The organism is Lacrimispora sp. (genome assembly GCF_032078915.1).
Lineage (GTDB): Bacteria > Bacillota > Clostridia > Lachnospirales > Lachnospiraceae > Lacrimispora.
Genome location: NZ_DAMAUN010000006.1, coordinates 98,813 through 125,494, shown reverse-complemented (window position 1 = coordinate 125,494; position 26,682 = coordinate 98,813). Strand labels below are relative to the sequence as shown.

The window sequence follows — 26,682 nt, the reverse complement described above, 5'->3', positions numbered from 1 at the left end:
CGGCTGCGCTGATTTTATCAGCGCAGCCGTGGCTTTTTAAAAATTGAGGAAGTATCTAAATTAAAATTTATATAGATTTTTACAGCGCAGTAAAATGCCAATCCCTAATTACGCCCCATTTTCTTCTCCAGCAAAGCAATCTCCTGATACAAAATCGCCGATACAATACAAAGAATCACAATTGACATTACGACAAGATCCATCTTAAAGAGCTGTGTGTACGAAATGATATGGTTGGGGATGGTGAAGGTTGCTATCACAAGACCACGCTTCCGAAATTCGTAGGTTAAAATGGAAGCTGCATATTTCCCACCGTAACTGCCTGATTTTTAAAGTATATTCAAGTGAAAATACAAATATTTGGCTTAGTTTTCAAGTACATACAAAATATGTTGTTAGATACATACAAAAAATATAAAAACAATTAGACATATTTATCAAAAAAGTAAAATTCAAGTAAACAATAATTGAAATTCAAGTATAAAAGTGATGTAATCGAATCACAGCAATACCAGCGGTGGAAACGTATTTATTTTATAATTAGGAGGATAAGTCATGAAAAAAGAAATGAAGAGGCGTGCATTAACAAGCCTGCTTGCAGTAACCATGGGAATTACGATGTTAGCCGGCTGCGGCAACACCGGGAAATCTGACAGTGCAGAAAGCAAAAGCGCGGAAAACGGTCAGGAAACTGTGAAAGAGGAAAAAGCCTCATCAGGAAAGACGATCACAGTTGATTTCTGGACGGCTCCGGAACAGTATAATCTGGATTTCTGGACAAAGTATGCAGATAAATTCAATGAAAGCAATATTCAGATGGATGGAAGCAAGGTAGAAGTAAAGGTACAGATGATGCCGGCCCAGCCGTCTTCAGAAGCAGGAATCCAGAATGCAATTGCAACCGGAACGATACCAGCTATTTCAGAAAACATCAACAGAGGTTTTGCAAATACGCTTGCAAATTCAGATGCGGTCTATGATTTAAGCGGCGAGGATTGGTTTAAAGATACTGTGGCAGAGAGAAAACTGGAGGATGTGACCAAGGGCTGGGCCATCGATAACGCGCAGTACGTCATTCCGCTTTATGTAAATCCAATTACCTACTGCTATAACAGCAAGGCTTTAAAAGAACTTGGATTCTCAGAAGTACCTAAGACAATGGCTGATTTTAACAAGTTGCTGGCTGCCTACAGTGAGAAGAGGGTTGAGCTTGCAGGCAACGGCATATCCCATTTTATGTATCGTTCTGAGCTGCTCAATTCAGCCAACTACTGGGAGAGATGGTTTGATATTGAATCACCCTATGATGCTTTTTCAAAAGGTGTACCCTTGGTAGAGGGAAATAAGTTCACCGCAGATAAGGCAGCGCTGACCAAGGTCTTTGAATTTTACGGAGCAATGGGCGATTCCCTTTTAACGGGAACCATTGACGGATTGTGGAAGCAGGAAACCGTTCCGGTTGTCATGGGCCAGGGGCTTCCATGGGAAGTTTCCTCCAATCATGCAGCAGGCAAAATCTATGGATTAGACGGCGATTATGTTTTCGGCCCTACACTGGCTGAAAATGAAAGTGATAAACACTATAACTATGCGGATTCTAAAGGAATTGTCTTATATAAGAATGATAAGATCTCTGACGAAGAGCACAAAGGAGCCATTGAGTTCCTGAAATACGTATTTACAGGCGACGGAAAGGAAACCTTCGATCTTGACTGGTTACAAGCTACATCGATGCTTCCTGTACGCGGAGATTTAGACACGAATGAAAGTCTGTCTTCTTATTTCAATGAGAATCCTGCAATGAAGGATATCAGTACATATGTGGCAGATGGCATTCCGGGAATGGCCAATGAAAAGGTGGCTGAGATTATGACTGCATTAGGGGAAAAAGCGGTGATTCCTTTTGTAAATGAAGTAACCATGAAAAACGGAATCAATCAGAAGCCGGATGTATCCAAATATGTGGAGGCTGCGATGGAGGCAATGAAGACAGCAGGCGAATTAGAATAATTATCATAGGGCATCGCCGAACCAGCGATGCCCAATTACCTTTCGTGAAAGGAGAGGGCAAGTGAACAAAAAGAAAATAAATCTTATGCCATGGATTTTTAATTCTCCTTATATCATCTATTCTCTGGTATTTTTATTCCTGCCGCTTGGCTGGGCGATATGGCTGTCTGTTACGGACTGGAACCTGATGTCACCGAAGTATAACGTTGTAAAGCTTGAGAACTTTATGAAGCTGTTTACCGATGAGAAGGTTCATGCGGCATTTTGGAATTCCCTGCGATATCTGGTACCTATTGTTATCCTGTGTTTTGTACTGGGAGTAGGGATCGCCCTTCTTGTATCCAGACTCCCTGAGAAGCTTAAAGGCTTTGCAGCAGTGATGTTTTTCATCCCTTATCTGACCTCAGGGGTATCCACATCTGTTATGGTGAAATATTTATTCAACTATAATTCTGCTTTCAGCACATTTCTCAGGGAACGGATGAACTTGAATATCAACTGGCTTCAGAGTGATATGGCTTTCGGAATCATCATTTTCATGATTATATGGAAAATGGCAGGCTATTATGCCCTGTTTGTGCTGTCCGGTATTGAGTCCGTATCAGAAGATGTGTATGAGGCAGCCATGCTGGATGGCTGCACCGGGATTAAGAAGCTGGTTCATATTACCATGCCCATGATTTTGCCAACCTTAACTTCTGTTGTAGTTTTAGCGGCCGGGCTCTCTTTTCAAATATTCTCAGAGCCATTCCTGCTTACAGGAGGCGGTCCTTCCCTGTCAACGACGACCTGGCAGCTGGAAATTTATAATGCATCGTTCGTAAGATTTCAGTCTGGATACGGAGCAGCAATGGCGATTGCCAATGCGGTCCAAATCTTCGTAGTCATACAGGGAATCACCTGGGTCATGAATAAGCTGAGCAGAAAATTTGGATGGTAGGGAGGTGAAAACGATGAAAAAGAAAGTTAAAGTGTCTACGGTCATCATCTGTATGGTCACGCTGGTTTTGATGCTGATATCTCTGTTTCCGTATTACTATATGGTGCTTCAATCCTTTTTGCCCTGGAATATGGTGGATAAGGCTCTGATACCCAAAGGGGTATCCCTGGACAGCTACCGGTATCTGCTGGGCGGAAATGGAGCTGGGGCAAAAGATGCACTTAAATGGATCCGTGCCTTAATGAATTCTTTCCTCGTATCGATTCCCACAGCGGCAGTTTCTGTATGGGTTGGACTCATGACCGGTTATGCGACCACACATATGCAATATAAGGGCAAGAGCATCATTTATTCTTCCTTATTATTTCAGATGTTTTTCCCGGTCATCATTCTGCTGGTGCCAAGGTATATGCTGATTAAGCCTCTGGCAAACCATTACCTGGGAATGATCCTTCCTCTCGTCATCTCCATATGGGGAATCTTTATGTACATCAATTACTTTAAGACAGTCCCTTCTGCAGTATTTGAGGCAGCGAAGATTGACGGAGCAAGTGACATAAAAATACTGATGAAAATAGCACTACCTTCTACTAAATCCATTAGCATCATCGTATTTTTATCTGTATTTATGACCAGATGGAATGAGCTGATGTGGGATATGCTGGTAGCACCGGATGTAAAAATGCAGACTTTAAATGTCATGATATCCACCCAGTTTAATCAGAACTCAACCTTGCCGGGGCCCATGTATGCCGCCTCTGTCATGTTGACTCTTCCAGTTATTATTTTGTTTTTATGCTTTTCAAAGTATTTTAAAGAAGGAATTAATTTTATGCTGAAGTAAGCAGAATGGTTGAAAGAAAATCAGTTAAGAAAGGAATGTCACAATGCGTTCTTTCAACCGGAAGATTGTGGCTGTATTGCATTTAACCTGCAATATGTAAAGGAAAGCGAATGAATAATAAAACAATGCTTCAGGAAATCGGAATAAAGAGGTGTACCCATAATCCTCTGCTCAAAACAGAAGATGTAAAACCATCCTGTGAGAACTTCGTAGTAAAGGGAATATTTAACTGCGGTGCAGCAAAATACAAGGATGAGTATGTCCTGTTATGCCGTGTGGCGGAAGCTGTAGAGAGCAAAGCGGAAGATGAGATCTGCTTCCCAATTGTAGAAGAAAAAGATCATGAAAGTTATTTTAAAACCATTACGATTAAGAAATCGGAACATCCACAGCTGTATTTTGATGATGCAAGAACCATTACCAAAGGAAGAGACGGAAACAGCAGCGTGGTATATTTAACTACATTGTCTCACCTGCGTCTGGCAAGATCAAAGGATGGGATACACTTTACCCTGGATGACAAGCCGACAATTATGCCAAGTGCAAATGAGGAAAGTTGGGGAATGGAGGATCCCAGGATAACCCAGATTGGGGAGGTGTATTATATCAACTATACGGCGGTATCTCCCAATGGTGCGGCCACCGCACTCATTACTACAAAAGATTTTAAGCAATTTGAAAGAAAGGGAATCCTGTTTCTCCCTGAAAATAAAGACGTTGCTATTTTCCCGGAGAAGGTGGGAGAGGATTACTATGCATTCAATCGGCCGGTTCCAAAGGGAATTGGAACACCGGATATCTGGATATCCAAATCACCGGATATGATTCATTGGGGAGAACATAAGCACTTCTATGGTGTCTCTGAGGAAGGTTGGGAAAATGGCAGGATCGGAGGAGGTGCACCTCCGTTCAAGACGGAAAAAGGCTGGCTTAAAATTTATCACGCGGCCGATAAGAACAACCGGTATTGTCTTGGGGCTTTTCTTCTGGACGGAAAGAATCCGGAAAAGATTCTGGCCAAATCACAGCAGCCTTTATTGGAGCCTGAGATGGATTATGAAGTGAATGGTTTCTTCGGTCAGGTAGTATTCACCTGCGGCTGCATTTGTGAGGCCGGGAATCTAAAAATCTATTATGGCGCGGCAGATGACAGCATCTGTATGGCAGAAATCAGCCTGATGGATATCTACAGACATTTGGGCATCCGGTAATGTCGGACAATGGAGAGGAGCTCTGCATGAGTTGGAGGATTAAGTATAGGGAATGGATCACATATAAAGAGCTGGATAAAACGCTTAAAGAGGAGCTTTCCGCTTGTGAGGAGCCGGAGCTTGAGGAGCGGTTTACTTGGGATTTGGCCTTTGGCACCGGCGGACTCCGCGGAAAGCTTGGAGCCGGAACTAACCGGATGAATGTGTATACGGTTGCCAGAGCTACCAGGGGCTTTGCAGCTTACCTGCTTAAGACGGCTGAGAAGCCCTCCTGTGCCATCGCCTATGACAGCCGGAATATGAGCGGGACCTTTGCCAGGTTGACAGCCTGCGAGTTGGCAGAAAAGGGCGTAAAGGTGTACCTCTATCAGAGGATTACACCGACTCCCATGCTTTCCTATGCGGTGAGGTATTATGGATGTAACGGTGGGATTGTTATCACCGCAAGCCATAATCCTGGAGTATATAATGGGTATAAGGTCTATGGGCCGGATGGCTGTCAGCTGACCGTGGATGGTGCGAAAAAGGTGGCGGATTACATGGAGAAGGAACCGTATTTTATGGAAAAGCGAAGCGGTTATTCCGGCGGCTCCGGTTACAATGAGCCCGATCATATGGACAGCGTCTTTGCCTGTCATTTGTTTGAAAAGAGGATTGAACTCATAGGCCGGGAGGTGGAGGATTCCTACCAATGGGCTGTCAGGAAAGCTTGTACCGTTATGGAGCCGGTGCCTCTTAAAGTTGTTTACAGCCCTCTCAACGGAACCGGTAATATCCCTGTCAGAACAGTTCTTAAAAAATATCCCAACATAGAGGTTTTCACGGTAAAAGAACAGGAATTGCCGGACGGGAACTTTCCTACCTGTCCTTATCCAAATCCGGAGATTGAAACAGCCATGGAACTTGCAGCCAGGGAGGCAGAAGAAAAACAGGCGGACTTTTTCTTAGCTACCGACCCGGACTGCGACAGAGTGGGCGTTGGAGTCGTGATGGAAGACGGTAAGAAACGGCTATTTACAGGAAATGAAATCGGCGTACTGCTGTTTGATTATATCTGCGGCTGGAGAACACGGATGATCCGGATGCCGCAGCAGCCGGTAGCAGTGAAGACCATAGTCACCACACCCATGGCAGAAGATATTGCAAAGAATTATCAGGTGGAATTGAGAAATGTTCTTACGGGATTTAAATTCATCGGAGAGCAAATCGGATTTCTGGAAGAGAAGAAAGAGGAAGAACGTTTTATTTTTGGATTTGAGGAGAGCTGCGGATATCTGTCCGGGACTTATGTCCGGGACAAAGATGGCGTAAATGGGGTTATCCTTGTCTGTGAGATGGCAGCATTTCATAAGAGCCGGAAGAAAAATCTTCTTCAGGCATTGGAAGAGTTATATTTTGCGTATGGACATTATGAGAACCGGCTGTTATCCTATGAATATGCAGGGATTGGAGTCATGGATAAGTTCATGGAGGACGTGAGAAAAAGCGACCAGGTTTTTCCCGGAGCGATCATAAAAGACCGTACGGATTACCTCATGGACCATACCGGACTTCCAAAGAGCAATGTTGTTTCCCTTATACTGGAGGATGGGAGCAGAATCATCATCCGTCCATCCGGCACAGAGCCAAAACTGAAGCTGTACCTTATGGTAAAGCGGCCAAACAGGGAGGAAGCGGCACTTGCAATCAAGGAGCTTGTTTCCAAATGCGATCTCTGGGTGGAAAACGATACAAACTTTGATCATCGATCTTGCAGGGAGGGATTGGTATGAAACCAACGATGAAGGATATTGCCGATATACATGGGGTATCCATAAATGCGGTCTCACTTGCTCTTAATAACAAACCGGGAGTCAGTGAGGAGATGAGGCTCAAGATTCTCCGTACGGCAGATGATTTAGGATATCTGGATGAAAGAGAAAAGTATTTAAGAACGTATGAAAAAACCAATCTGTGTGTCATGATGCAGGACCGGTATTCCAAGGATATGAACTTCTATGGGATCATTCTGTATGCAGTTGTAGAGGAAGCGAAACGAAACGGATACGATGTATCCATGAACTTTTTCGATGATAATCAGATGGAGGTCCCCAAGATGGTCGTGGAGCGGAGGGGAAGCGGCATCATCATCATTGGAAAAATCAGTGACAGTAACATTGATACTTTGCAGAAATATAAGATTCCTATTGTATTAGCCGATCATGCGTCATTGGTTAAAAACATCGACAGTATCCTGACGGATAATAAACTGGGTGGATTCATTGTAGTGAAATACCTGCTTCAGAAGGGATTTAAGAAAATTGGCTTCTTTGGAGAGCTGTCTTATTCACTGAGCATTAAGGAGAGATTCTGGGGATATCAGGAGGCCCTGCGGACTTTGGGGCCTGCTGAACTCAAAGATCATCTGACGGAATATACTGATAAATATTCCATTTTTGATGGGATTGAATCCGCGGTTTTGAATAACTATAATAAACAGATCATTGAGCTGGTGAAAAAGAAAGAACATTTACCGGAGGTTTTTGTATGCTCTAATGATAAGGCGGCATTGGCCCTCATGATGGCTCTGCAGGTACTGAGTTATACGGTTCCGGATGATATATCCATCGTTGGATTTGATAATATAGATATGTGTGAGAAAATAAGACCGAAGTTGACGACTATCAATGTAAATAAAGAGATTATGGGAAAAAGGGCCGTTCAAAGGCTGATTTACCGGTTGAATCACATGGATGCCTTGTCGGAAAATACGGTCATTGGTGTAAATCTGGTGGAACGTGAAACGGTACAAGTGTCAAATCACCAATGAAAGAGATAAAAGAACCGTGGCGCACCTATATGAAAGGCAGATAGTCTTGTTGCCGAAGGAATCGGATTCTGCAGGCGCTGACTGGATGCCTTACTCCCGTAAGAGCTGGTGAATGATGTTGCGTTTTCGGTTTCTTTACTCTAGCCATAATAAAGGCCTCCTATGATATAATATTTTATCATAGAAGACCCTATAAAATCTTATTTACAGAAAAACGTTCAGACTAAACTGTGGTACTAAACTTCTAGTGCCACAGTTCCATTAAAATCTAAAATCTAATTTTCTTCTCCAGCAAAGCAATCCCCTGATACAAAATCGCCGATACAATACAAAGGATCACAATAGACATTACGACAAGATCCATCTTAAATACCTGGCTTCCATAGATAATCAAATATCCAAGTCCTTTATTCGCCGCCAAAAATTCTCCAATGATAACACCAACCAGACAAAGCCCGATATTGACCTTTGTATTGCTGATGATAAGAGGCACAGAACCTGGAAGAAGTACTTTAAAAAGAACATCCTTTTTCTTACCTCCCAGGGAATAGATCAGCTTGATCATGTCAGGATCTACCTGGGAAAAGCCGGTATGGAGCGTCATGATGCATCCAAAAACGGCCACAGAAATGGAAGCAACAATGATGGTCTTAATATTATTGCCCAGCCATACAATTAAGATGGGAGCAAGGGCCGATTTTGGAAGGCTGTTGAGCATGACAAGATAAGGCTCCAACACTTCCGATACACTGCGGCTGGACCATAAAAGAACAGCGATCAGCAGGCCTGAGATGGTGACAAGGGCAAAGCTTATGAGGGTTTCCATCACGGTTACCCCAATGTGCATAAAAATGCTTTTGTCCACTACCATATTAAGAAAGCAGATGGTCACACGGGAAGGAGAGCTGAATATGAAGTCATTGATCATACCCAGTCTTGCACACAGCTCCCAAAGAGAAAGAAGCAGTACCAGCAGCATGGTACGCCACACTCTGACATTGCGGCGGTGCAGCTTTTCTCTTTCAATAAACTCCTGTTGGGCTAAGGTGGGATGAGTCTCAATCATGATTCTGCAGCTCCTTCCATACCTGATTAAAGTAGACAGAAAATTCCGGCATGTTCCGCCGTGTCAAAGGCCGTATATCGTCGCCTCCGAAGGAAACCGGTACGATGGCTTTTATTTCGCCGGGCCTGCTTGTCAGTACGATGACTCTGTCGGCAACACTGATTGCTTCGGAAAGGTCATGTGTGATAAGAATCGCAGTTTTATGAGTGCTTTTTATAATGGAACTGATGTCATCACAGACGGAAAGCCTGGTTTGATAGTCCAATGCGGAAAATGGTTCGTCTAATAAAAGAAGGTCCGGTTCCAGGGCCAGGGTGCGGACCAGTGCGGCACGCTGCCGCATGCCTCCGGACAGTTCAGACGGCTTTGCCTGCTCAAAGCTTCCAAGGCCGTAAGTATGGAGCATCTGATGCAGCTTTTCTTTGGAGCTTTTGTTTCGCTTTTTCTGAATTTCCAGCCCCAGTTCGGCATTTCCCATAATCGTACGCCATTCAAAAAGGTGATCCCGCTGCAGCATGTAACCGATATTGACGCCGGATTCTGCCTGGGAGACGCCGTCAATTAAGATTTCTCCTTCGTCAGGTACTAATAATCCGCTAAGAAGAGATAGAAGGGTTGATTTCCCGCAGCCGGATGGGCCGACGATTGCAAGAAATTCTCCGTTATCTGCAGTAAATGATATATTGGAAAGGGCCAGTGTCTCACCCTCAAGGGAATGATAGGAGTAACTGATCCCGCGAACTTCCAGTTTTGGCTTCATGGGTCCTCCTTATATGACAGATTTGATCTGATATAGTGTTATGATATGTACAAAAAAAAGGAGTGTGAAGGACCAGACCTTCTTCTCCTTGATATAAAATGCCGGATTGCTGTTTTTTCCCTTTTTTCTCGCCTGAAGATAAGCCCTGTTACAGGAAAAGCCAATAAACTGGTGGAATAGATGGCAGAAATGCTGGAAAAATAAGAAAAACCCCTTGCAATGGAGAATAAACGGTGTTATACTGTCTAAGATAACATGACAGTTAGCAGATAAAGAGTGGGCGAAAGTCCACTCTTTCAATTTGTTTGGAAAGGTGGGATAAAGATGGCGAAGAGAGAAGAGTACGAGGCAAAGACAGAACGCTTTTTGCTGCCCCTTATGGAAGAAAATAATTTCGAACTGGTAGATATAGAGTACGTAAAAGAGGCAGGTAACTGGTATCTGCGGGCTTATATAGATAAAGAAGGCGGGATTACGGTAGATGATTGTGAAACCATAAGCCGCAGGCTGGGAGACTGGCTGGATGAAAAGGATTTTATTGCGGACAGTTACATTTTAGAGGTCAGCTCTCCGGGGCTTGGAAGACCGCTAAAAAAAGATAAAGACTTTAATAGAAGTATCGGAAAAGATGTGGATATTAAGTTATATAAGCCTTTAAACAAACAGAAGGATTTTTCAGGAACGCTTACATCCTTTGACAGGGAAACAGTGACCATTACCCAGGAAGACGGAATAGAGCTTGTGTTGAACCGCCCGGAAATCGCTTTGATCCGGCTGGCATTTGATTTCTAAACAGTAAGAGATATTAGGAGGATAAAAAAATGAATAAGGAACTGTTAGAAGCACTGAATATTCTGGAGAAGGAGAATAATATCAGCAAGGATACCCTGTTAGAGGCAATCGAAAATTCTCTCCTTACGGCGTGCAAGAACCATTTCGGAAAAGCGGATAATATCAAGGTCAGCATCAATCGTGAAACCTGTGATTTCAATGTATTTGCAGAAAAAGAAGTGGTGGAAACAGTTGAAGATCCCCTGTTGCAGATCAGCCTGGCAGATGCAAAGATGGCAGATCCGAAGTACGATATCGGCGATGTGATCCATTGTCAGATTGACTCAAAAAAGTTTGGAAGAATTGCTACACAGAATGCAAAGAACGTGATCCTGCAGAAGATCCGTGAGGAAGGCAGAAAATCTCTCTTTAACGACTGGTACTGCCAGGAGAGGGAAGTTGTCACAGGAATTGTGCAGAGATATCTGGGCAGGAATGTAAGCATTAATCTGGGCAAAGTAGATGCCATACTGAATGAAACAGAAATGGTAAAAGGAGAAGTGTTTAAGGCCACAGAGAGAATCAAAGTGTTTGTTCTGGAAGTAAAGGATACTCCCAAAGGCCCAAGAATTTCCGTATCCAGAACTCATCCGGACCTGGTAAAACGCCTGTTTGAATCCGAGGTTGCTGAGGTGAAAGACGGAACCGTGGAAATCAAGGCGATTGCAAGAGAAGCCGGTTCCAGAACAAAAATTGCTGTTAAATCCAATGATTCCAACGTAGATCCGGTAGGTGCATGTGTAGGCTTAAACGGTGCAAGGGTTAACTCCATAGTAAATGAGTTAAGAGGAGAGAAAATCGATATCATCAACTGGGATGAGAATCCGGCCTATTTGATCGAAAATGCATTAAGCCCTGCAAAGGTTATCTGTGTTGTTGCAGATGAGGAATCAAAGGAAGCTCAGGTAATTGTTCCGGATTATCAATTATCACTGGCTATCGGCAAGGAAGGACAGAATGCAAGGCTTGCAGCGCGTCTTACCGGATATAAGATTGACATTAAGAGTGAGACACAGGCAAGAGAACTCGGTCTGTTTGAAGAGCTGGGGCTTGATTATCAGGAAGCAGGAGCCGGATTTGAAAGCTTTGGAAATGAAAACCATGACAGTGGAAACAGCGAAACGCAGTACTACCAGGAAGAGTATCAGGACGGCTACCAGGAATAAGACCTGGCTGGTGATTACCAGTATAAAAAACAGGAAGTGATGGAAACGTGAGTACAAAGAAATTACCGCTCAGACAGTGCATCGGCTGTGGTGAGATGAAAAATAAAAAAGAAATGATTCGTGTTCTGAAAACCTCAGAGGATGAGATCCTTCTTGATACAACCGGACGTAAAAACGGACGGGGAGCTTATCTCTGCCCTTCTATGGAATGTTTTAAGAAGGCAGTAAAAAGCAAGGGACTTGAGCGTTCCTTCAAGATGGCGATTCCAAAAGAAGTCTACGAAGCATTGGAAAAGGAGATGGAACAGTTTGGATGACAGACAAAAGATCTTTAATCTGATTGGTCTGGCCACTAAAGCAGGAAAGACTGTAAGCGGAGAATTCATGACAGAAAAGACCGTAAAAACTGGGAAGGCATCATTAGTAATCATATCTGAGGAGGCCTCGGAGAATACTAAGAAAATGTTTACCAATATGTGTACTTACTATGAGGTTCCAATCTACTTTTTAGGGGGAAAAGATGAACTGGGCCACGCAATGGGAAAAGAGATGAGAGCATCCCTTGCTATCGTGGATCATGGGTTTGCAAAGGCAGTCGTGAAACTGATGAATACAAAGGTCGGTAGTGAATGTGAAGAGGACCTTTCACATCTACCGGTATGTGCTGCAGAGCGCGCACAGAATGGAGGAAAGCATGAGAGTATATGATCTGGCAAAAGAACTGGGAAAAGACAGTAGCAAGGAGATACTGGATATCTTGGAAAAACATAATATAAATTTAAAGAGCTCTTCCAATGTTACGGATGAGCAGGCGGCAATCGTGAAAAAAGAAGTGGGTGGCCACAGCCGGGGAACCGCTCCGGTACAATCCAATTCACCGGATGGGGATGATTCTGATGCGCCGAAGAAAAAAATTGCGGCGGTATTCAGACCGCAGAATGCGCAGATGAAGCCTCAGGGACAGCATTCCCAGTCACAGGGCGGAAGACCTTTTCAGTCTGACCGACAGAATGGAGATTCAAGAAATCGTCAGGTTTCAGAGCAGTCTGTATCAGGAACTGCTGATTTAACAAGAGAGCAGAATACAGAAAACCGGGAAGACGGAAGACCCCAGGGAGGCTATCAGGGAAACCGTGACAACCGGGAAGGAAGACCCCAGGGAGGCTACCAGGGAAACCGTGACGGAAGACCCCAGGGCCAGGGAGGCTACCAGGGGAACCGTGACGGAAGACCACAAGGCCAGGGAGGTTACCAGGGAAACCGTGACGGAAGACCACAAGGCCAGGGAGGTTACCAGGGCAACCGTGACGGAAGACCCCAGGGCCAGGGAGGCTACCAGGGCAACCGTGAAGGAAGACCCCAGGGTCAGGGCGGTTACCAGGGCAACCGTGATGGAAGACCACAGGGCCAAGGCGGCTACCAGGGAAACCGTGACGGAAGACCACAGGGCCAGGGAGGCTATCAGGGCAACCGGCCACAAGGCCAGGGAGGCTACCAGGGCAACCGGCCACAGGGCCAGGGCGGAGGCTATCAGGGCAACCGGCCACAGGGCCAAGGCGGAGGCTACCAGGGCAACCGGCCGCAGGGCCAGGGAGGCTACCAGGGCAACCGGCCGCAGGGCCAGGGAGGCTACCAGGGCAACCGGCCCCAGGGCCAGGGAGGCTATCAGGGCAACCGTGACGGAAGACCACAGGGCCAGGGAGGCTATCAGGGTAACCGTGACGGAAGACCACAGGGACCACGTACAGGCAGAGATGCTGCTCCTAAGACAGGTTCCTTTGATACTCCAATCCAGGCAAAGCCTACCAGCAACAGGGCCACAAAGAACGCTTACAAAAATGACAGATTTGATAAGAGAGATAAAGATGACGAGGCTAAGAAAAGAGCACAGGGCAAGGGTGGAAAGCCGTTAAAGGTTCCGTTTCAGCCTCCGGTGCATGTAGAGCCTAAGGTAGAAGAGATAAAGACCATAACCCTTCCGGATATCATGACCATTAAGGAACTGGCTGAGAAGATGAAGCTTCAGCCGTCTGTCATTGTAAAGAAGCTGTTCTTACAAGGTAAAATCGTTACCCTTAATACGGAAATCGATTATGACCAGGCGGAAGAGATCGCTATGGGATATGATGTTCTCTGCGAGAAAGAAATAAAAATAGATGTTATTGAAGAACTGCTGAAAGAAGCTGATGAAAATGAGGCAGATATGGTTTCCAGACCGCCGGTAGTCTGCGTTATGGGCCATGTTGACCATGGTAAAACATCCCTTCTTGATGCTATCCGCCAAAGCCATGTAACCTCCAGAGAGGCAGGCGGGATCACGCAGCATATTGGTGCTTATACCGTTGAAGTAAACGGAGAAAAGATCACATTTTTGGATACTCCGGGACACGAGGCCTTTACCGCCATGCGTATGAGAGGTGCTCAGTCTACTGATATCGCAATTCTTGTAGTAGCAGCCGATGACGGTGTGATGCCTCAGACCGTGGAGGCAATCAACCATGCCAAGGCAGCTGAGGTGGAGATCATTGTCGCCATTAATAAGATTGATAAACCAAGTGCCAATATTGACAAGGTAAAGCAGGAATTATCTGAATATGAACTGATTCCCGAGGACTGGGGCGGAAGCACCATATTTGTTCCGGTTTCTGCCCATACAAAGGATGGCATCAAGGAACTTCTGGAAATGATCCTTCTAACCGCAGAAGTAAAGGAATTAAAGGCAAATCCGAACCGCCGGGCAAGAGGTCTTATTATTGAGGCTGAGCTTGATAAGGGCAAAGGACCGGTAGCTACTGTACTGGTACAGAAGGGAACCCTTCGAGTAGGTGACACGGTTACCGCTGGCTCATGTTACGGAAAAGTCCGCGCCATGATGGATGACAAGGGCCGCAGAGTAAAAGAAGCAGGTCCATCCACTCCGGTTGAGATTTTAGGACTCAACGACGTTCCAAATGCAGGCGAAGTACTGGTTGGAACCGAAAATGAAAAAGAAGCAAGAACCTTTGCTGAGACATTTATTTCCGAAGGTAAGAATAAATTACTGGAAGATACAAAGGCTAAGTTATCACTGGATGATTTATTCAGCCAGATCAAAGCCGGCAACATCAAGGAGCTTCCGATTATCGTGAAAGCAGATGTACAGGGTTCCGTGGAAGCGGTAAAGCAGAGCCTTGTGAAGCTGTCTAACGAAGAGGTTATGGTAAAGGTGATCCACGGAGGAGTAGGCGCAATTAATGAGTCTGACGTTTCCCTGGCTTCCGCATCCAATGCGATCATCATCGGCTTTAACGTAAGGCCTGATGTAACTGCAAAATCCATAGCAGACCGGGAAAAAGTGGATATGAGACTTTACAAGGTGATCTATCAGGCTATTGAGGATGTAGAGGCAGCGATGAAGGGCATGCTTGATCCGGTATTTGAAGAGAAGATCATCGGCCACGCAATCGTGCGCCAGACCTTTAAGGCTTCCGGCGTAGGTACCATTGCAGGCTCCTACGTAATGGATGGTAAGTTCCAGAGAGGCTGCAGCGTCCGCATCACGCGCGCAGGAGAGCAGATCTACGATGGTCCTCTGGCCTCCTTAAAGAGATTTAAGGATGATGTGAAGGAAGTTGCAACCGGTTATGAGTGCGGCCTTGTATTTGAGAAATTTAATGATATTCAGGAAGACGATATGATTGAAGCATATGCCATGGTAGAGGTTCCCCGCTAGGAACCTGCATCCTGGAATTTTGAAAAGATGAGCCCGTAATGCGGGCTGGTCTTTTTGAAACTGCGGACAAAAAGCGAAAGGAATAACATGCGTAAAAACAGTATAAAGAATACCAGAATCAACATGGAGGTCCAGAGGGAGTTAAGTGAGATCATCCGTCTGGAAATCAAAGATCCAAGAATCCATCCCATGACTACCGTGGTTGACGTGTCAGTTACCCCGGATTTAAAATACTGTAAGGCATTCATCAGTATTCTGGGAGATGAGGAGGCCGGAAAGGCTACCATTGAAGGCTTAAAAAGTGCAGAAGGTTACATCCGCCGAGAATTGGCAAGGAGAGTTAACCTTCGCAACACGCCGGAGATCAAGTTTATTTTGGACCAGTCCATTGAGTATGGAGTAAATATGTCCAAATTAATAGACGAGGTAACAAAAGATATCAGAGATTAGGGAGGTGCCCTTGTGAGTTTTTTTGACACAGTGCTTGAAGATGTGAAAACGGTAGCAATCATGGGTCAAGTCCGTCCGGACGGGGACTGCGTTGGTTCCTGTCTGGCGGCTTACAACTATCTGGAAAAGCATCATCCGGAAGTGGAGGCGGTGGTTTATCTTGAGATCCCTCCTTCTAAATTTGATTATCTCAGGAATTTTGACCGAATTGTCAGTGACTTTTCAGAGGATAAGGAATATGACCTCTGTGTTTGCCTTGACAGCAGTGATACGCTCCGGTTCGGAGAGGCAGCAAAGTTCTTAAATACCGCAAAAAAAAGTCTCTGTGTGGATCACCACGTTACCAATTTAAGATACGCAAAAGAGAATATTGTACAGGATAATGCCAGTTCGACCTGCGAGGTGCTTTACGGCCTCTTAGATGAAAATAAGATTACCAGGGAAATAGCAGAATGCATTTACACCGGAATTATCCATGATACCGGAGTGTTTAAATATGACTGCACTTCAAAAAGGACGATGGAGATTGCAGGGAAGCTGATGGAAAAGGGGATCGACTTTTCAAAGATCATCGATGACAGTTTTTACCGGAAGACCTATATCCAGAATCAGATTCTGGGAAGGGCCTTATTAGAGAGCATAACCTTTCATGACAACCGTTGCATTTTCAGTGCCATCAGCAAAAAGGAAATGGATTTCTACGGTGTTACCGGTGCAGATATGGATGGAATTATTGATCAGCTTCGGATCACAGAGGGTGTGGAATGTGCCATATTCATGTATGAAGTCTCATGCAGGGAGTATAAGGTGAGTCTGCGCTCTACCACGGATCTTGATGTGAGCAGAATTGCCGTTTATTTCGGCGGCGGCGGTCATAAAAAAGCGGCAGGCTGTACCATGGCAGGAAGTGTTCATGATGTGATCAACAACCTGTCGAGTCAGATTGCAAAACAGCTTAACTAGGAGATGGATCTATGGCAGACGGTATCATCAATGTATACAAGGAAAAAGGATATACCTCTCATGACGTTGTGGCGAAAATGAGAGGTATTTTAAAGCAGAAAAAAATAGGACATACAGGAACCCTGGATCCTATGGCAGAGGGAGTATTACCCGTATGCCTGGGAAAGGCGACGAAGCTTTGCGATATGCTGACGGATAAGACCAAAACCTATGAGGCGGTCCTGCTTCTGGGCAGGGAAACTGATACCCAGGATACTACGGGAGAAGTTCTGGCGGAATATCCGGTCAATATAGATGAGGCGCTGGTGAAGGAAGCCGTACTCAGCTTTCTTGGTCATTACGATCAGATACCTCCCATGTATTCCGCCTTAAAGGTAGACGGAAAAAAGCTTTATGAGCTGGCCAGAGCCGGAAAAGAAGTGGAGCGGAAAGCCAGGCCTGTGGAGATTTTGGAGATCACTGTAGACCGGATCCAGCTTCCCCGGGTTACCATGACCGTAACCTGTTCCAAGGGAACCTATATCAGGACCCTTTGTTATGATATCGGGAGAAAGCTTGGCTGCGGAGGGTGCATGGAATCCCTTCTCCGCACCCAGGTTTCCGGGTTTTGTTTAGAGGATAGCCTGACCCTGGCACAGATCGAGGAACTTCGGGATGATGGAACCTTGGAGAACCATATCCTTGCTGTGGACAAGGTGTTTTCGGAATATCCGGCACTTAAGATGAAACAGGATTTTGACAAGCTGGTGCACAATGGGAACCCCTTTTACAGGAATCAGGCGGAGGGAGACTCCGGGTTACCTGACGGACCTGTAAGAGTATATGACAGCAGAAACCAGTTTATTGGAGTTTACGTGCCTGACAGGGAGAAGGTGCTTCTTAAGCCTCAAAAGGTATTTCTGGGAGGAACGTCTTAAGGCATACTTTGAGAAGCCGGGCAGGAGAGAGGAACGCCTTGGGGGCATACCTTTATGCCCAGAAAGCCGGGCAGGAGAGAGGAAATGAATCATGGAATATATAACCGGAACCAGAGAATTTCAGATTGAAGAGCCTGCAATCGTAACCCTGGGAAAATTCGACGGACGCCACAGAGGCCACCAGAAGCTGTTAAAGCTGATGGGTGAGCAAAAGGCAGCGAAAGGGTATAAGACGGCTGTCCTTACCTTTGACATGGCCCCCATTACCCTCATGACAGGAAGCCCCCAAAAGGCCATTACGACCAATCTGGAGAGAAAAAATAATCTGGAAAAGATCGGTATCGATTATTTAGTGGAATATCCCTTTACAGAGGAAACCTCGCATATGGATCCGGAGGAATTCGTAAAGCGTGTCCTGGCAGGCCAGATGAATGCCAGGATCATCGTCGTTGGTACGGATTGTTCCTTTGGATACCACGGAGCAGGTAATGCGGACAGCCTTTACCAGTGGAAAGACCGGTATGGTTATGAACTGATCGTTATTCCAAAAGAGCAGGATGACCACCGGGATATCAGCAGTACCTACATCAGAGAGCAGCTGGATGCCGGAAATATGGAAAAGGCCAACGAGCTTTTGGGAGAGCCGTATGCCATACATGGAACCGTGGTCCACGGCAACCATATCGGAGGAGCGGTTCTTGGATTTCCCACGGCCAATATCATGCCTTCGCCGGAGAAACACCTTCCTTTATTCGGCGTTTATGTGTCCAAAGTATATGTGGACGGTACTTATTATGGGGGAATTACGAATATCGGCAGAAAGCCCACGGTGGAGGGAACTTCACCTGTTGGAGCAGAAACCTTTATTTATGGTATAAATGAGGATATATATGGAAAGACTATAGAAGTACAGCTTTTGCATTTTGTCCGTCCTGAACGGAAATTTGAAGGGCTGGAACAATTAAAAGCACAGATCGGGAAGGATAGAGAATACGGGATGCGGTATTTAAAAGACCTTTCAGATCAGCAAATCACTCATTTGTAAAGGAAAGGCCAAAACTTGCGAGGAAAGTGCATATGACTGACAAAGCATGGAAGGTACTAGGCTTTGCTATAGCATGCGGCAGTGCCGTATGGATAGGAACAGCAGATGTACAGGCCGCAAAATCAGAACCTAACCTAAAGACCGGTTCGCCAGTAGCTGGAATTTCGGTCTACATGGATCAATATCAGGAATCCATGAAACAGGGAGGAGCGGAAACGCCGGCCGGTCTTACGCAGGAAAAAATGAGGTATGGAACCTTCAACTCAATCTTTCAGAATCTTGGGGTGAGTGTGGTGGAGGATTCCTTGAACATCAGAAAAGAACCAAAGAATGATGCGGAAATCGTGGGGAAATTGAGAAACCATGCCGGCAGCAGTGTGCTGTCAGAAGAAAATGGCTGGTATAAAATAAAGTCAGGGCAGGTAACCGGTTATGTATACGGAAAGTATCTGACCACCGGACAAGATGCCAGAGCAATTGCCTACTATAACATGAAGCTGATGCTCCGGGTAGACACCGAAACCCTTCGGGTCCGCAGCAAACCGAATACGGATTCTGAAGTACTCGGCAAGATTCATGAGGGTGAAACATATCCTTTTATCTCCCATAACGGGGGATGGGCAAAAATCCAATATAATGGTCAGACAGCCTATGCCTATGTACCAGAAAATGCCACAGTCGCATTTACCATACCTGAAGCGGAGAAATGCAGTGACCTTCGCAACCAGGTTGTAAACTATGCGGTCGGGTTTGTGGGGAACCCATATCGATGGGGCGGCACCAATCCTAATACAGGGGCGGACTGCTCCGGTTTTGTCCAGTATGTGATGGAGCATGCCGCAGGAGTTCATTTAGACCGTACCTCCAGGCAGCAGGCCGAAGAGGGAGAAGTCATACCAGCTTCCAGCATGGAGCCTGGCGACTTGCTGTTTTACGCAAGCGGAAGGCAGATCGACCACGTAGCCATGTATATTGGAAAGGGAAAAATCGTCCATGCGGCAAACCGCAGGAGCGGGATCAAAATCTCCACCTGGGATTACAGAAAGCCAGTTACCATACGGCGGGTGATTCCATGACAATGATATTAAAAAACATAAACAAAGGTTGCAGATTGGCGCCCCATATGGAAGGGGCCTCCTGACTGCAACCTTTGTTTTTAATTCTTCTTTTTTCCAAGATAAGCTGCTTTTACCGATTCATCGGCCAACAGCTTTTTACCGGACCCTGATAAGGTGATCCGCCCGGTTTCCAGAACGTAGCCGATATCAGCCGTGTGAAGGGCCATATTGGCGTTCTGCTCGATGAGAAGCACGGTTACACCTTTTTTATTGATCTCCCGGATTATAGAGAAGATATCCTTTACAATCAGCGGAGCAAGACCAAGTGAAGGTTCATCCATCATGAGGATCTTTGGCTGGCTCATAAGAGCTCTGGCAACTGCCAGCATCTGCTGCTCGCCTCCTGAAAGGGTACCGGAAAGCTGCCAGCTCCTTTCTTTTAACCGGGGAAATAAATCATAAATCCAGTCGATATCCTCCTTAAGATCATCGTTTCTTAAATAGGCTCCGATCTTGATATTTTCAATGACGGTCATATCCGGAAATACGTGGCGCCCTTCCGGTACCAGGGCTATTCCCCTGGAGATAATATCCGGAGTATCCTTGCCGATCAGTTCTTCCCCATCCAGGGTGATGCTGCTTCCAGCTGACGGCTTTACCAGGCCGACAATCGATTTTAAGGTCGTGCTTTTTCCGGCTCCATTGGCCCCAATCAGGGTCACAATGCTCTTATCCGGCACTTCAAAGGAAATTCCCTTAACGGCTTCAATTCCGCCGTAATTCACTCGCAAGTTATCAATCTTCAGCATCGTCGCTCACCCCCAGATATGCTTCAATTACCCGTTCATTGTTCTGGATATCCTCCGGCGTTCCCTGTGCGATCATCTTACCGAAATCCAGAACATAGATGCGGTCGGAAATCTGCATGACCAGATCCATATGGTGCTCGATCATGAATACGGTAAGATGGTAAGAATCCCGGATCTGTTTGATAAAATCCGTTAATTCCTGAGTTTCCTGGGGATTCATGCCTGCAGCCGGCTCGTCAAGCAGCAGAAGTTTTGGTTCCGTTGCAAGGGCTCTGGCGATTTCTAAGCGCCTCTGTAAGCCATAGGGAAGAGAGGTTGCAATTTCATCCTTTAAATGAAGCAGATTCTGTTCTTCTAAAAGGGCAGCGGTTTCCGCCCGCATCCGTTCCTCTTCCCTGCGGTTTAACCGAAGAGTTGCGGAAAATACATTCTGTTTTGCACGCATGTGCTTTGCAATGAGCACGTTGTCAAATACGGTCAGCTGTCCGAAAAGGCGGATGTTCTGGAAGGTACGGGCAATGCCTCTTTTTGTGATCACATCCGGCGTGCTGCTGATCACTGAGATTGGTCCTGGCGTTACTTCTCCCAGATAGTTTTTTTTCATTTTTCCCTTCGGGGTATTGGAAAGAATGGTTTCCCCCATAAAATCCACCTGCCCGAAGGTTGGTTCATAAATACCGGTAACACAGTTAAATGCGGTTGTCTTTCCAGCGCCGTTTGGACCGATTAAGGCCACGATTTCTCCCTGGTTTACGTCAAGGGTCAGACCGTTTACGGCCACAACACCGCCAAACTGCATGGTAATGTCCTGCATGTGGAGCACGTTGATTGGAGTTTTTGCCGTGTTTGACATTATGCGTTATCTCCCTTCTGTGCTTTGCTTTTTCTCTTCAGCCTGGATGGAATACTTCGGATAAGCCGCCCAAGCCCATCCCAGGAAAATTCGTTGCTGCCCATGATCCCGCGGCGGTAGAAGAGCACCACCATCATCAATAAAATAGAAAAGATGACCATACGGAAACCGGAACGGAACAGGGGTACTTCAAATCCTCCGATAACCAGGGGGTTATCAAAGAAACGGAGCCATTCCCTTCCTGCGGTGACCAGGAAGGCGCCGAGGACGCTTCCCGTAACGCTTCCGATTCCTCCAAGGACTACGATTAACAGGATATCGTAGGTTAAGTTGATGGAAAAGGTCTTCGAATCAATGGAGCGCATGAATATGGCCAGAAGTCCTCCGCCTACGCCTGTGAAAAAGGAAGAGATGACAAAGGCCAGCTCCTTATAACGGAATAAGTTAAGCCCCATGGCCTGAGCAGCCACTTCATCCTCACGGAGGGCCTTAAATGCGCGTCCGTAAGAGGAATTAATGAGAAGGACCATTAAAAGGATGCAAAGGGCCGGGAGCCCAAAGGCTGTAAAAAGGTTAGGAAACCCGGGAATACTTTTTAATCCGTAGGAACCGTTGGTGATCTTGTCTAACTGGGGAGCTGCAATGACAGCCCGGATGATCTCGGAAAAGCCCAGGGTTGCAATAGCCAGATAATCACTTTTCAACCGGAGAACAGGAATGCCGATAAGGGCGGCCATGGCTGCGGCAAGGAGTCCTGCGATAATTAAGGCCAGCCAATAAGGGCAGTGTAAGTTTGCGATGGCAGGAGAGATGCCGCTGACATAGTAAACGCTAGCCCTGCTTTCAACCGGAATGGTAAGGATGGCTACGGTATAGGCTCCGATCGCCATAAAACCGGCCTGGCCTAAGGAGAATAATCCCGTAAAGCCGGTAAGTAAGTTCATGGAAACGGCAACCACTGCGTAGATGGCACTACGCTCAAGGATGGAGATCTGATAGCTGTACTGGGCGCTGTTAGCCTGTAAGAAAGCCAGTAGGCCGATGATGACCAGAAGAGCGGCCAAAGTATAAAGTTTGTTTTTGGAAACTGCATTTTTCTTCATAGGGGGCACCTCACACTTTATCGGTCGTCTTCTCACCGAACAGTCCCGTAGGCTTGATCAGGAGAATGATGATTAGCAGAACAAAGGTAAATGCGTCGCTGAAGGTGGAATATCCCATAGCTACCAGGGCGGTTTCGCCAAGGCCAAGGATAAAGCCTCCGATCACGGCGCCTGGAATGCTGCCGATACCGCCGAATACTGCGGCAACAAAGCATTTTAAGCCAGGCAGGGAGCCGGAGAACGGGAATACGGTCATTCGGTCCGTAAAATAAAGCACGGAGCCGACAGCGGCTAAAAGGGAGCCAATGGCAAAGGTAAAGGTGATGATGCGGTTGATCTTGATTCCCATAAGGGCGGCAGTATCATAATCCTTTGCGACCGCGCGCATGGCCATGCCGATTTTTGTCTTATTGATCAGGGCAATAAGCCCATAAACAATGATAAGGGTCATGACCGGCGTTAAAAATGTTACAAAGGATGCGGAAAGACCGCCGATCTGGTAGATCTTCTTTAGAAACGGAATTTCCGGATATCCCTTTGGCAGGGCTGTGAACAGATAGGTAGCCAGATTCTGCAAAAGGTAGGATACACCGATGGCAGATATCATGACGGACATTCTGGGTGCAGTACGTAAGGGGCGGTAAGCCACCCGTTCAATGGATACGCCTAATAATACGGTGACCAGTAAAACCACTGGAATGGAAATGTACCATGGAAAACTAGCCATGGCAAATATCATAAAATAACCGGCCATCATGAAGATGTCGCCGTGGGCGAAGTTGATGAGCCGCAGGATACCGTAAACCAGGGTATAACCAATGGCTATCAGCGCATAAGCGCCGCCCAGGGAAATACCGGTCAGGCACTGCTGTAAAAAGGTTGTAAGACTCATGTGGCGAAATGCCTCCTATCTGTTGAGTATGTATTATGTAATGAATTACGGGGCATTCACCGAATAAACCTGCAGGCATTTTTATTCGGCTTATTGATCCCGCAAATGGAACGAGTGGGGAAGGAAATACGTCCCCACTCATCTGGTAATGACTGCATTGTCACGGTATCTCAGTTATTATTTAACCGTAGTAGTCGTTAAGAATTTAAATTTGCCGTCTTCAATGGTCTTTATGAACGCCATGTCTTTCTTGGCATCACCATTTTCATCAAAGGAAATGCTTCCGGTAACGCCGTCAATGGAAACGCCCTTTAATGCATCACGGATGGCGGAGCCGTCTGTGGAACCGGCGGTTTCAATGGCCTTTAATGCGCAGAGGTAAGAATCATAGCCGAGTGCAGATACAGCCGGGATGATTTCGTCCTGCTTATTTTCCTTTAAGTAAGCCTTAAAGCCGGAGATAAAGGCTGCTGCTTCTTCGTTGGCCGGTTCTGCTTCGTCAAAGAAGGTAGAAAGGACAACGCCTTCTGCGGAACTACCTGCGTTTTCGATGATGGTAGAGTTCTCCCAGGTATCACCGGCAGCGATGGTAGCTGTAATTCCAAGTTCACGGGCCTGCTTGATGATAAGAGGAGCCGTAGTTATGGAGGATGGTGCAAAAATGATATCAGGATTCTGAGCCTTGATGTTTGTAAGGATCGCCTTAAAGTCGGTTTGATTGGTCTGGAACTGTTCTTCGCTGATAATATTGCCGCCTAAGCCTGTGAATGCTGTTTTGAAGAAGGAACCAAGACCGGAGGAATAATCATCTCCTAACTGGGTGATGACGGCAGCCGTCTTTGCCCCGTTGTCATTGGCATAATTGGCCATAACCGTACCCTGGAACGGATCCAGGAAACATACCCGGAAATAGAAATCATTTCCCTGGGTTACCTGAGGGTTGGTACAGGAGGCGCCTATGGCAGGAATTTTGGCATCTGCAAATATCTGTCCTGCTGCAATGGAAACACCGGAACCATAGCTTCCCAGCACAACGGAAACCTTTTCGCTCACAAGCTTCTGTGCAGCGTTGACTGCTTCCGTTTTATCGGATTTGTTATCCACTTCCACCAGTTCCACCTTATACTCCTCTCCTCCGATTTTAACCGTCGGATGAGTCTGTCTTGCGTAGCGCATTCCCAGGACTTCCTGTAACCCGCCTCCTCCGTTTTCTCCGGTGGTAGGTTCGAACACGCCGATCTTAACGACCTTTTCGCCTCCGGAGGCAGAAGATGAGGAACCAGTGCTGCAGCCGGCGACCATGCTGGCGCTCATACATGCTGCAAGAGTGATTGCAAATACTTTTTTCAATTTCATAAATGATATCCTCCTTTATGTGTATCTCATACAAACACAACTGTCTCTGGTGCAGATACACGTTGCATTATATTATATACAGAAGATTGAAAAAGTGCAAGAAAAAAATGAAAGAAAATTATAATTTAAAGAAAAAAATTAGTTTTGCAATAAAATAAGGAGTCCGGACTCTTTGTTAAAAGTCCGGACTCCCTGCTATATGTTATAGTCTAATAGTTAACGGTTTTCAATGGCCGCGCCTATGAAATCCCGAAACAGCGGATGAGGTCTGTTAGGCCTTGATTTAAACTCCGGATGTGCCTGTGTGGCGAGAAACCAGGGATGAGATGGAATTTCTACCATTTCCACGATCCGTCCATCCGGGGAGATACCGGAAAGCTTCATCCCAGCGTTTACCAGATCATCACGGAAATCATTGTTTACCTCATAGCGGTGTCTGTGACGCTCATGGATCAGCTCCTCCCCATATACTTCATAAGCCTTGGAGGATTTGTCCAGCATACAGGGATAGGAGCCAAGTCTCAGTGTGCCTCCGATGTCCTCAATGCCGTTCTGGTCCGGCATTAAGTGGATGACCGGATGAGTGGTATCTTCATCAAGCTCTGAGGTATGTGCGTCGCCAAAGCCTGCTACGTGGCGTGCAAATTCCACGATGGCCATCTGCATGCCAAGGCAGAGGCCAAGGAATGGGATGTTGTTTTCCCGGGCATAACGGATGGATGAGATCTTTCCTTCAATGCCGCGGCTGCCAAAACCGCCGGGGACCAAAATTCCGTTCACATCACTGAAAAGGCTGGCAGCGTTTTCGTCGGTAACAAGTTCTGAATCGATCCATTTAATATGAACCTTGGCCCGGTGGAAGACACCTCCGTGTTTTAATGCTTCCACTACGGAAATATAGGCATCGTGAAGCTGGATGTACTTTCCTACCAGAGCGACCGTCACTTCCTTTTCCGGATGCTTCCAGTTTTCGATCATTAAGGTCCAGTCCGCTAAGTCTGGCTTGGGGCAGGGAAGGTTTAAGCTTTCACATGCGACTTCAGCTAAATGCTCTTCCTCCATGGCAAGAGGAAGCTCATACAATACTTCTACATCAAGGTTTTGGAGTACATGGGTTTTGGGAACGTTACAGAATTGTGCGATTTTGCTTCGGATTCCGTCATCAAGGGGCAGTTCGGAACGACATACAATGATGTCGGGCTGGATACCCATTCCCTGTAAGTCTTTTACACTGGACTGGGTGGGTTTGGTTTTCAGTTCGCCGGAAACCTTTAGATATGGAACCAGGGTCACGTGGATGAGAATGACATTCTCGTGGCCTGCTTCGCGTTGGAATTGACGGATCGCTTCAAGGAATGGCTGGCTTTCGATGTCGCCTACCGTTCCGCCTACTTCTATAATGGCGATCTCTGTTTCAGAGGAGTTGCTGTTGCTGCAGTGAAAACGGCTTTTGATTTCGTCGGTAATGTGAGGGATAACCTGTACGGTGCCTCCCCCGAAGTCCCCGCGCCGTTCACGGGTCAGTACGGTCCAGTAGACCTTACCGGTAGTAACGTTGGAATTTTGAGTCAGATTTTCGTCGATAAATCGTTCGTAATGGCCAAGGTCAAGATCGGTTTCAGCACCGTCCTCGGTGACGAAAACCTCACCATGCTGCACTGGATTCATGGTGCCCGGATCAATGTTGATGTACGGATCAAATTTCTGCATGGTGACCTTATAGCCTCTGGCCTTTAGCAGCCGTCCAAGAGATGCTGCGGTAATACCTTTGCCAAGCCCGGAAACAACTCCTCCGGTGACAAATACGTATTTCACTGACATAACAGTGTAACCTCCTTTTGTAATGGTATGGAATATTTTTAAAAAAGAAATTATACAGCTATTCTT

23 protein-coding genes and 1 pseudogene are annotated in these 26,682 nt (G+C 46.1%); 16 read left to right on the top strand and 8 right to left on the bottom strand.

What is annotated here, in order from left to right:
• Positions 1-555 precede the first annotated feature (555 nt).
• The 6 genes from RT269_RS04320 to RT269_RS04295 all read left to right on the top strand — a co-directional run bounded on the left by RT269_RS04320 (position 556) and on the right by RT269_RS04295 (position 7,814).
• Complete coding sequence (locus RT269_RS04320) at positions 556-2,010, top strand: ABC transporter substrate-binding protein (RefSeq protein ID WP_313180756.1); 1,455 nt, start codon at positions 556-558, stop codon at positions 2,008-2,010.
• Between the two features lie 61 nt (positions 2,011-2,071).
• Positions 2,072-2,950, top strand: a complete 879-nt coding sequence (locus RT269_RS04315) for a carbohydrate ABC transporter permease (protein ID WP_313180754.1) — start codon at positions 2,072-2,074, stop codon at positions 2,948-2,950.
• 13 nt (positions 2,951-2,963) lie between these two features.
• Positions 2,964-3,794, top strand: coding sequence for a carbohydrate ABC transporter permease (locus tag RT269_RS04310; RefSeq protein ID WP_313180753.1), 831 nt, complete (start codon positions 2,964-2,966; stop codon positions 3,792-3,794).
• 110 nt (positions 3,795-3,904) lie between these two features.
• Entirely contained in the window at positions 3,905-5,005 is a 1,101-nt protein-coding gene (locus tag RT269_RS04305; RefSeq protein ID WP_313180751.1) for a glycoside hydrolase family 130 protein, read from the top strand.
• A gap of 26 nt (positions 5,006-5,031) precedes the next feature.
• A complete protein-coding gene (locus tag RT269_RS04300) occupies positions 5,032-6,777 on the top strand; it encodes a phospho-sugar mutase (protein ID WP_313180750.1) in 1,746 nt (581 codons plus the stop codon).
• Complete coding sequence (locus tag RT269_RS04295; protein WP_313180748.1) at positions 6,774-7,814, top strand: LacI family DNA-binding transcriptional regulator; 1,041 nt, start codon at positions 6,774-6,776, stop codon at positions 7,812-7,814. Before RT269_RS04300 ends, RT269_RS04295 begins: the two co-directional genes overlap by 4 nt.
• A 268-nt stretch (positions 7,815-8,082) precedes the next feature.
• Here RT269_RS04295 and RT269_RS04290 read toward each other — a convergent pair whose 3' ends face one another.
• Complete coding sequence (locus tag RT269_RS04290) at positions 8,083-8,880, bottom strand: ABC transporter permease (RefSeq protein WP_313180747.1); 798 nt, start codon at positions 8,878-8,880, stop codon at positions 8,083-8,085.
• The gene (locus tag RT269_RS04285; protein WP_313180746.1) at positions 8,873-9,640 is read right to left on the bottom strand and encodes an ABC transporter ATP-binding protein; all 768 of its coding nucleotides are present in this window, start codon (positions 9,638-9,640) and stop codon (positions 8,873-8,875) included. Before RT269_RS04285 ends, RT269_RS04290 begins: the two co-directional genes overlap by 8 nt.
• A gap of 324 nt (positions 9,641-9,964) precedes the next feature.
• Between RT269_RS04285 and rimP the strand changes: the two genes are divergently transcribed.
• From rimP to RT269_RS04235, 10 genes and pseudogenes are all read left to right on the top strand, one after another.
• On the top strand, positions 9,965-10,432 hold the full coding sequence (gene rimP, locus RT269_RS04280; protein ID WP_313180745.1) for a ribosome maturation factor RimP: 468 nt from the start codon (positions 9,965-9,967) through the stop codon (positions 10,430-10,432).
• Positions 10,433-10,461: 29 nt separating this feature from the next.
• On the top strand, positions 10,462-11,637 hold the full coding sequence (gene nusA / locus RT269_RS04275) for a transcription termination factor NusA (protein ID WP_313180744.1): 1,176 nt from the start codon (positions 10,462-10,464) through the stop codon (positions 11,635-11,637).
• A 47-nt stretch (positions 11,638-11,684) separates the two neighbouring features.
• The gene (rnpM, locus tag RT269_RS04270; protein WP_054790290.1) at positions 11,685-11,954 is read left to right on the top strand and encodes an RNase P modulator RnpM; all 270 of its coding nucleotides are present in this window, start codon (positions 11,685-11,687) and stop codon (positions 11,952-11,954) included.
• A pseudogene (locus RT269_RS04265) lies at positions 11,947-12,273 on the top strand (L7Ae/L30e/S12e/Gadd45 family ribosomal protein); the annotation flags it as partial. The gene rnpM and the pseudogene RT269_RS04265, both read left to right, overlap by 8 nt.
• A 58-nt stretch (positions 12,274-12,331) precedes the next feature.
• Positions 12,332-15,349: a translation initiation factor IF-2 gene (gene infB / locus RT269_RS04260; protein WP_313180743.1), complete on the top strand. Its 3,018-nt coding sequence runs from the start codon at positions 12,332-12,334 to the stop codon at positions 15,347-15,349.
• A gap of 87 nt (positions 15,350-15,436) precedes the next feature.
• Positions 15,437-15,799: a 30S ribosome-binding factor RbfA gene (gene rbfA, locus RT269_RS04255; protein ID WP_025234370.1), complete on the top strand. Its 363-nt coding sequence runs from the start codon at positions 15,437-15,439 to the stop codon at positions 15,797-15,799.
• 12 nt (positions 15,800-15,811) lie between these two features.
• Positions 15,812-16,762: a DHH family phosphoesterase gene (locus RT269_RS04250; RefSeq protein ID WP_313180742.1), complete on the top strand. Its 951-nt coding sequence runs from the start codon at positions 15,812-15,814 to the stop codon at positions 16,760-16,762.
• An 11-nt stretch (positions 16,763-16,773) separates the two neighbouring features.
• Positions 16,774-17,679 carry a tRNA pseudouridine(55) synthase TruB gene (truB, locus tag RT269_RS04245; RefSeq protein WP_313180741.1) on the top strand — a complete coding sequence of 302 codons (906 nt, stop codon included), beginning with the start codon at positions 16,774-16,776 and terminating at the stop codon, positions 17,677-17,679.
• A gap of 91 nt (positions 17,680-17,770) precedes the next feature.
• Positions 17,771-18,724, top strand: a complete 954-nt coding sequence (locus RT269_RS04240; protein ID WP_313180740.1) for a bifunctional riboflavin kinase/FAD synthetase — start codon at positions 17,771-17,773, stop codon at positions 18,722-18,724.
• Between the two features lie 32 nt (positions 18,725-18,756).
• The gene (locus RT269_RS04235; RefSeq protein ID WP_313180739.1) at positions 18,757-19,800 is read left to right on the top strand and encodes a C40 family peptidase; all 1,044 of its coding nucleotides are present in this window, start codon (positions 18,757-18,759) and stop codon (positions 19,798-19,800) included.
• A gap of 80 nt (positions 19,801-19,880) precedes the next feature.
• Here RT269_RS04235 and RT269_RS04230 read toward each other — a convergent pair whose 3' ends face one another.
• The 6 genes from RT269_RS04230 to RT269_RS04205 form a co-directional block, all read right to left on the bottom strand.
• The gene (locus tag RT269_RS04230) at positions 19,881-20,591 is read right to left on the bottom strand and encodes an ABC transporter ATP-binding protein (protein WP_313180738.1); all 711 of its coding nucleotides are present in this window, start codon (positions 20,589-20,591) and stop codon (positions 19,881-19,883) included.
• Positions 20,578-21,444, bottom strand: coding sequence for an ABC transporter ATP-binding protein (locus RT269_RS04225; RefSeq protein WP_313180737.1), 867 nt, complete (start codon positions 21,442-21,444; stop codon positions 20,578-20,580). Before RT269_RS04225 ends, RT269_RS04230 begins: the two co-directional genes overlap by 14 nt.
• Complete coding sequence (locus RT269_RS04220; RefSeq protein ID WP_313180736.1) at positions 21,444-22,547, bottom strand: branched-chain amino acid ABC transporter permease; 1,104 nt, start codon at positions 22,545-22,547, stop codon at positions 21,444-21,446. The genes RT269_RS04225 and RT269_RS04220 overlap by 1 nt, the downstream gene beginning before the upstream one ends.
• A 10-nt stretch (positions 22,548-22,557) precedes the next feature.
• Positions 22,558-23,439, bottom strand: a complete 882-nt coding sequence (locus tag RT269_RS04215) for a branched-chain amino acid ABC transporter permease (RefSeq protein ID WP_313180735.1) — start codon at positions 23,437-23,439, stop codon at positions 22,558-22,560.
• A 177-nt stretch (positions 23,440-23,616) separates the two neighbouring features.
• A complete protein-coding gene (locus RT269_RS04210) occupies positions 23,617-24,795 on the bottom strand; it encodes an ABC transporter substrate-binding protein (protein ID WP_313180734.1) in 1,179 nt (392 codons plus the stop codon).
• A gap of 216 nt (positions 24,796-25,011) precedes the next feature.
• The gene (locus RT269_RS04205) at positions 25,012-26,616 is read right to left on the bottom strand and encodes a CTP synthase (protein WP_313180733.1); all 1,605 of its coding nucleotides are present in this window, start codon (positions 26,614-26,616) and stop codon (positions 25,012-25,014) included.
• Between the last annotated feature and the right edge of the window lie 66 nt (positions 26,617-26,682).

Bases quoted from the DNA above. Each gene is read 5' to 3' on its own strand.
- RT269_RS04320 (WP_313180756.1), top strand. From the start codon at position 556: ATGAAAAAAGAAATGAAGAGGCGTGCATTAACAAGCCTGCTTGCAGTA.
- RT269_RS04310 (WP_313180753.1), top strand. From the start codon at position 2,964: ATGAAAAAGAAAGTTAAAGTGTCTACGGTCATCATCTGTATGGTCACG.
- RT269_RS04305 (WP_313180751.1), top strand. From the start codon at position 3,905: ATGAATAATAAAACAATGCTTCAGGAAATCGGAATAAAGAGGTGTACC.
- RT269_RS04300 (WP_313180750.1), top strand. From the start codon at position 5,032: ATGAGTTGGAGGATTAAGTATAGGGAATGGATCACATATAAAGAGCTG.
- RT269_RS04295 (WP_313180748.1), top strand. From the start codon at position 6,774: ATGAAACCAACGATGAAGGATATTGCCGATATACATGGGGTATCCATA.
- RT269_RS04290 (WP_313180747.1), bottom strand. From the start codon at position 8,880: ATGATTGAGACTCATCCCACCTTAGCCCAACAGGAGTTTATTGAAAGA.
- RT269_RS04285 (WP_313180746.1), bottom strand. From the start codon at position 9,640: ATGAAGCCAAAACTGGAAGTTCGCGGGATCAGTTACTCCTATCATTCC.
- rimP (WP_313180745.1), top strand. From the start codon at position 9,965: ATGGCGAAGAGAGAAGAGTACGAGGCAAAGACAGAACGCTTTTTGCTG.
- nusA (WP_313180744.1), top strand. From the start codon at position 10,462: ATGAATAAGGAACTGTTAGAAGCACTGAATATTCTGGAGAAGGAGAAT.
- infB (WP_313180743.1), top strand. From the start codon at position 12,332: ATGAGAGTATATGATCTGGCAAAAGAACTGGGAAAAGACAGTAGCAAG.
- rbfA (WP_025234370.1), top strand. From the start codon at position 15,437: ATGCGTAAAAACAGTATAAAGAATACCAGAATCAACATGGAGGTCCAG.
- truB (WP_313180741.1), top strand. From the start codon at position 16,774: ATGGCAGACGGTATCATCAATGTATACAAGGAAAAAGGATATACCTCT.
- RT269_RS04240 (WP_313180740.1), top strand. From the start codon at position 17,771: ATGGAATATATAACCGGAACCAGAGAATTTCAGATTGAAGAGCCTGCA.
- RT269_RS04235 (WP_313180739.1), top strand. From the start codon at position 18,757: ATGACTGACAAAGCATGGAAGGTACTAGGCTTTGCTATAGCATGCGGC.
- RT269_RS04230 (WP_313180738.1), bottom strand. From the start codon at position 20,591: ATGCTGAAGATTGATAACTTGCGAGTGAATTACGGCGGAATTGAAGCC.
- RT269_RS04225 (WP_313180737.1), bottom strand. From the start codon at position 21,444: ATGTCAAACACGGCAAAAACTCCAATCAACGTGCTCCACATGCAGGAC.
- RT269_RS04220 (WP_313180736.1), bottom strand. From the start codon at position 22,547: ATGAAGAAAAATGCAGTTTCCAAAAACAAACTTTATACTTTGGCCGCT.
- RT269_RS04215 (WP_313180735.1), bottom strand. From the start codon at position 23,439: ATGAGTCTTACAACCTTTTTACAGCAGTGCCTGACCGGTATTTCCCTG.
- RT269_RS04210 (WP_313180734.1), bottom strand. From the start codon at position 24,795: ATGAAATTGAAAAAAGTATTTGCAATCACTCTTGCAGCATGTATGAGC.
- RT269_RS04205 (WP_313180733.1), bottom strand. From the start codon at position 26,616: ATGTCAGTGAAATACGTATTTGTCACCGGAGGAGTTGTTTCCGGGCTT.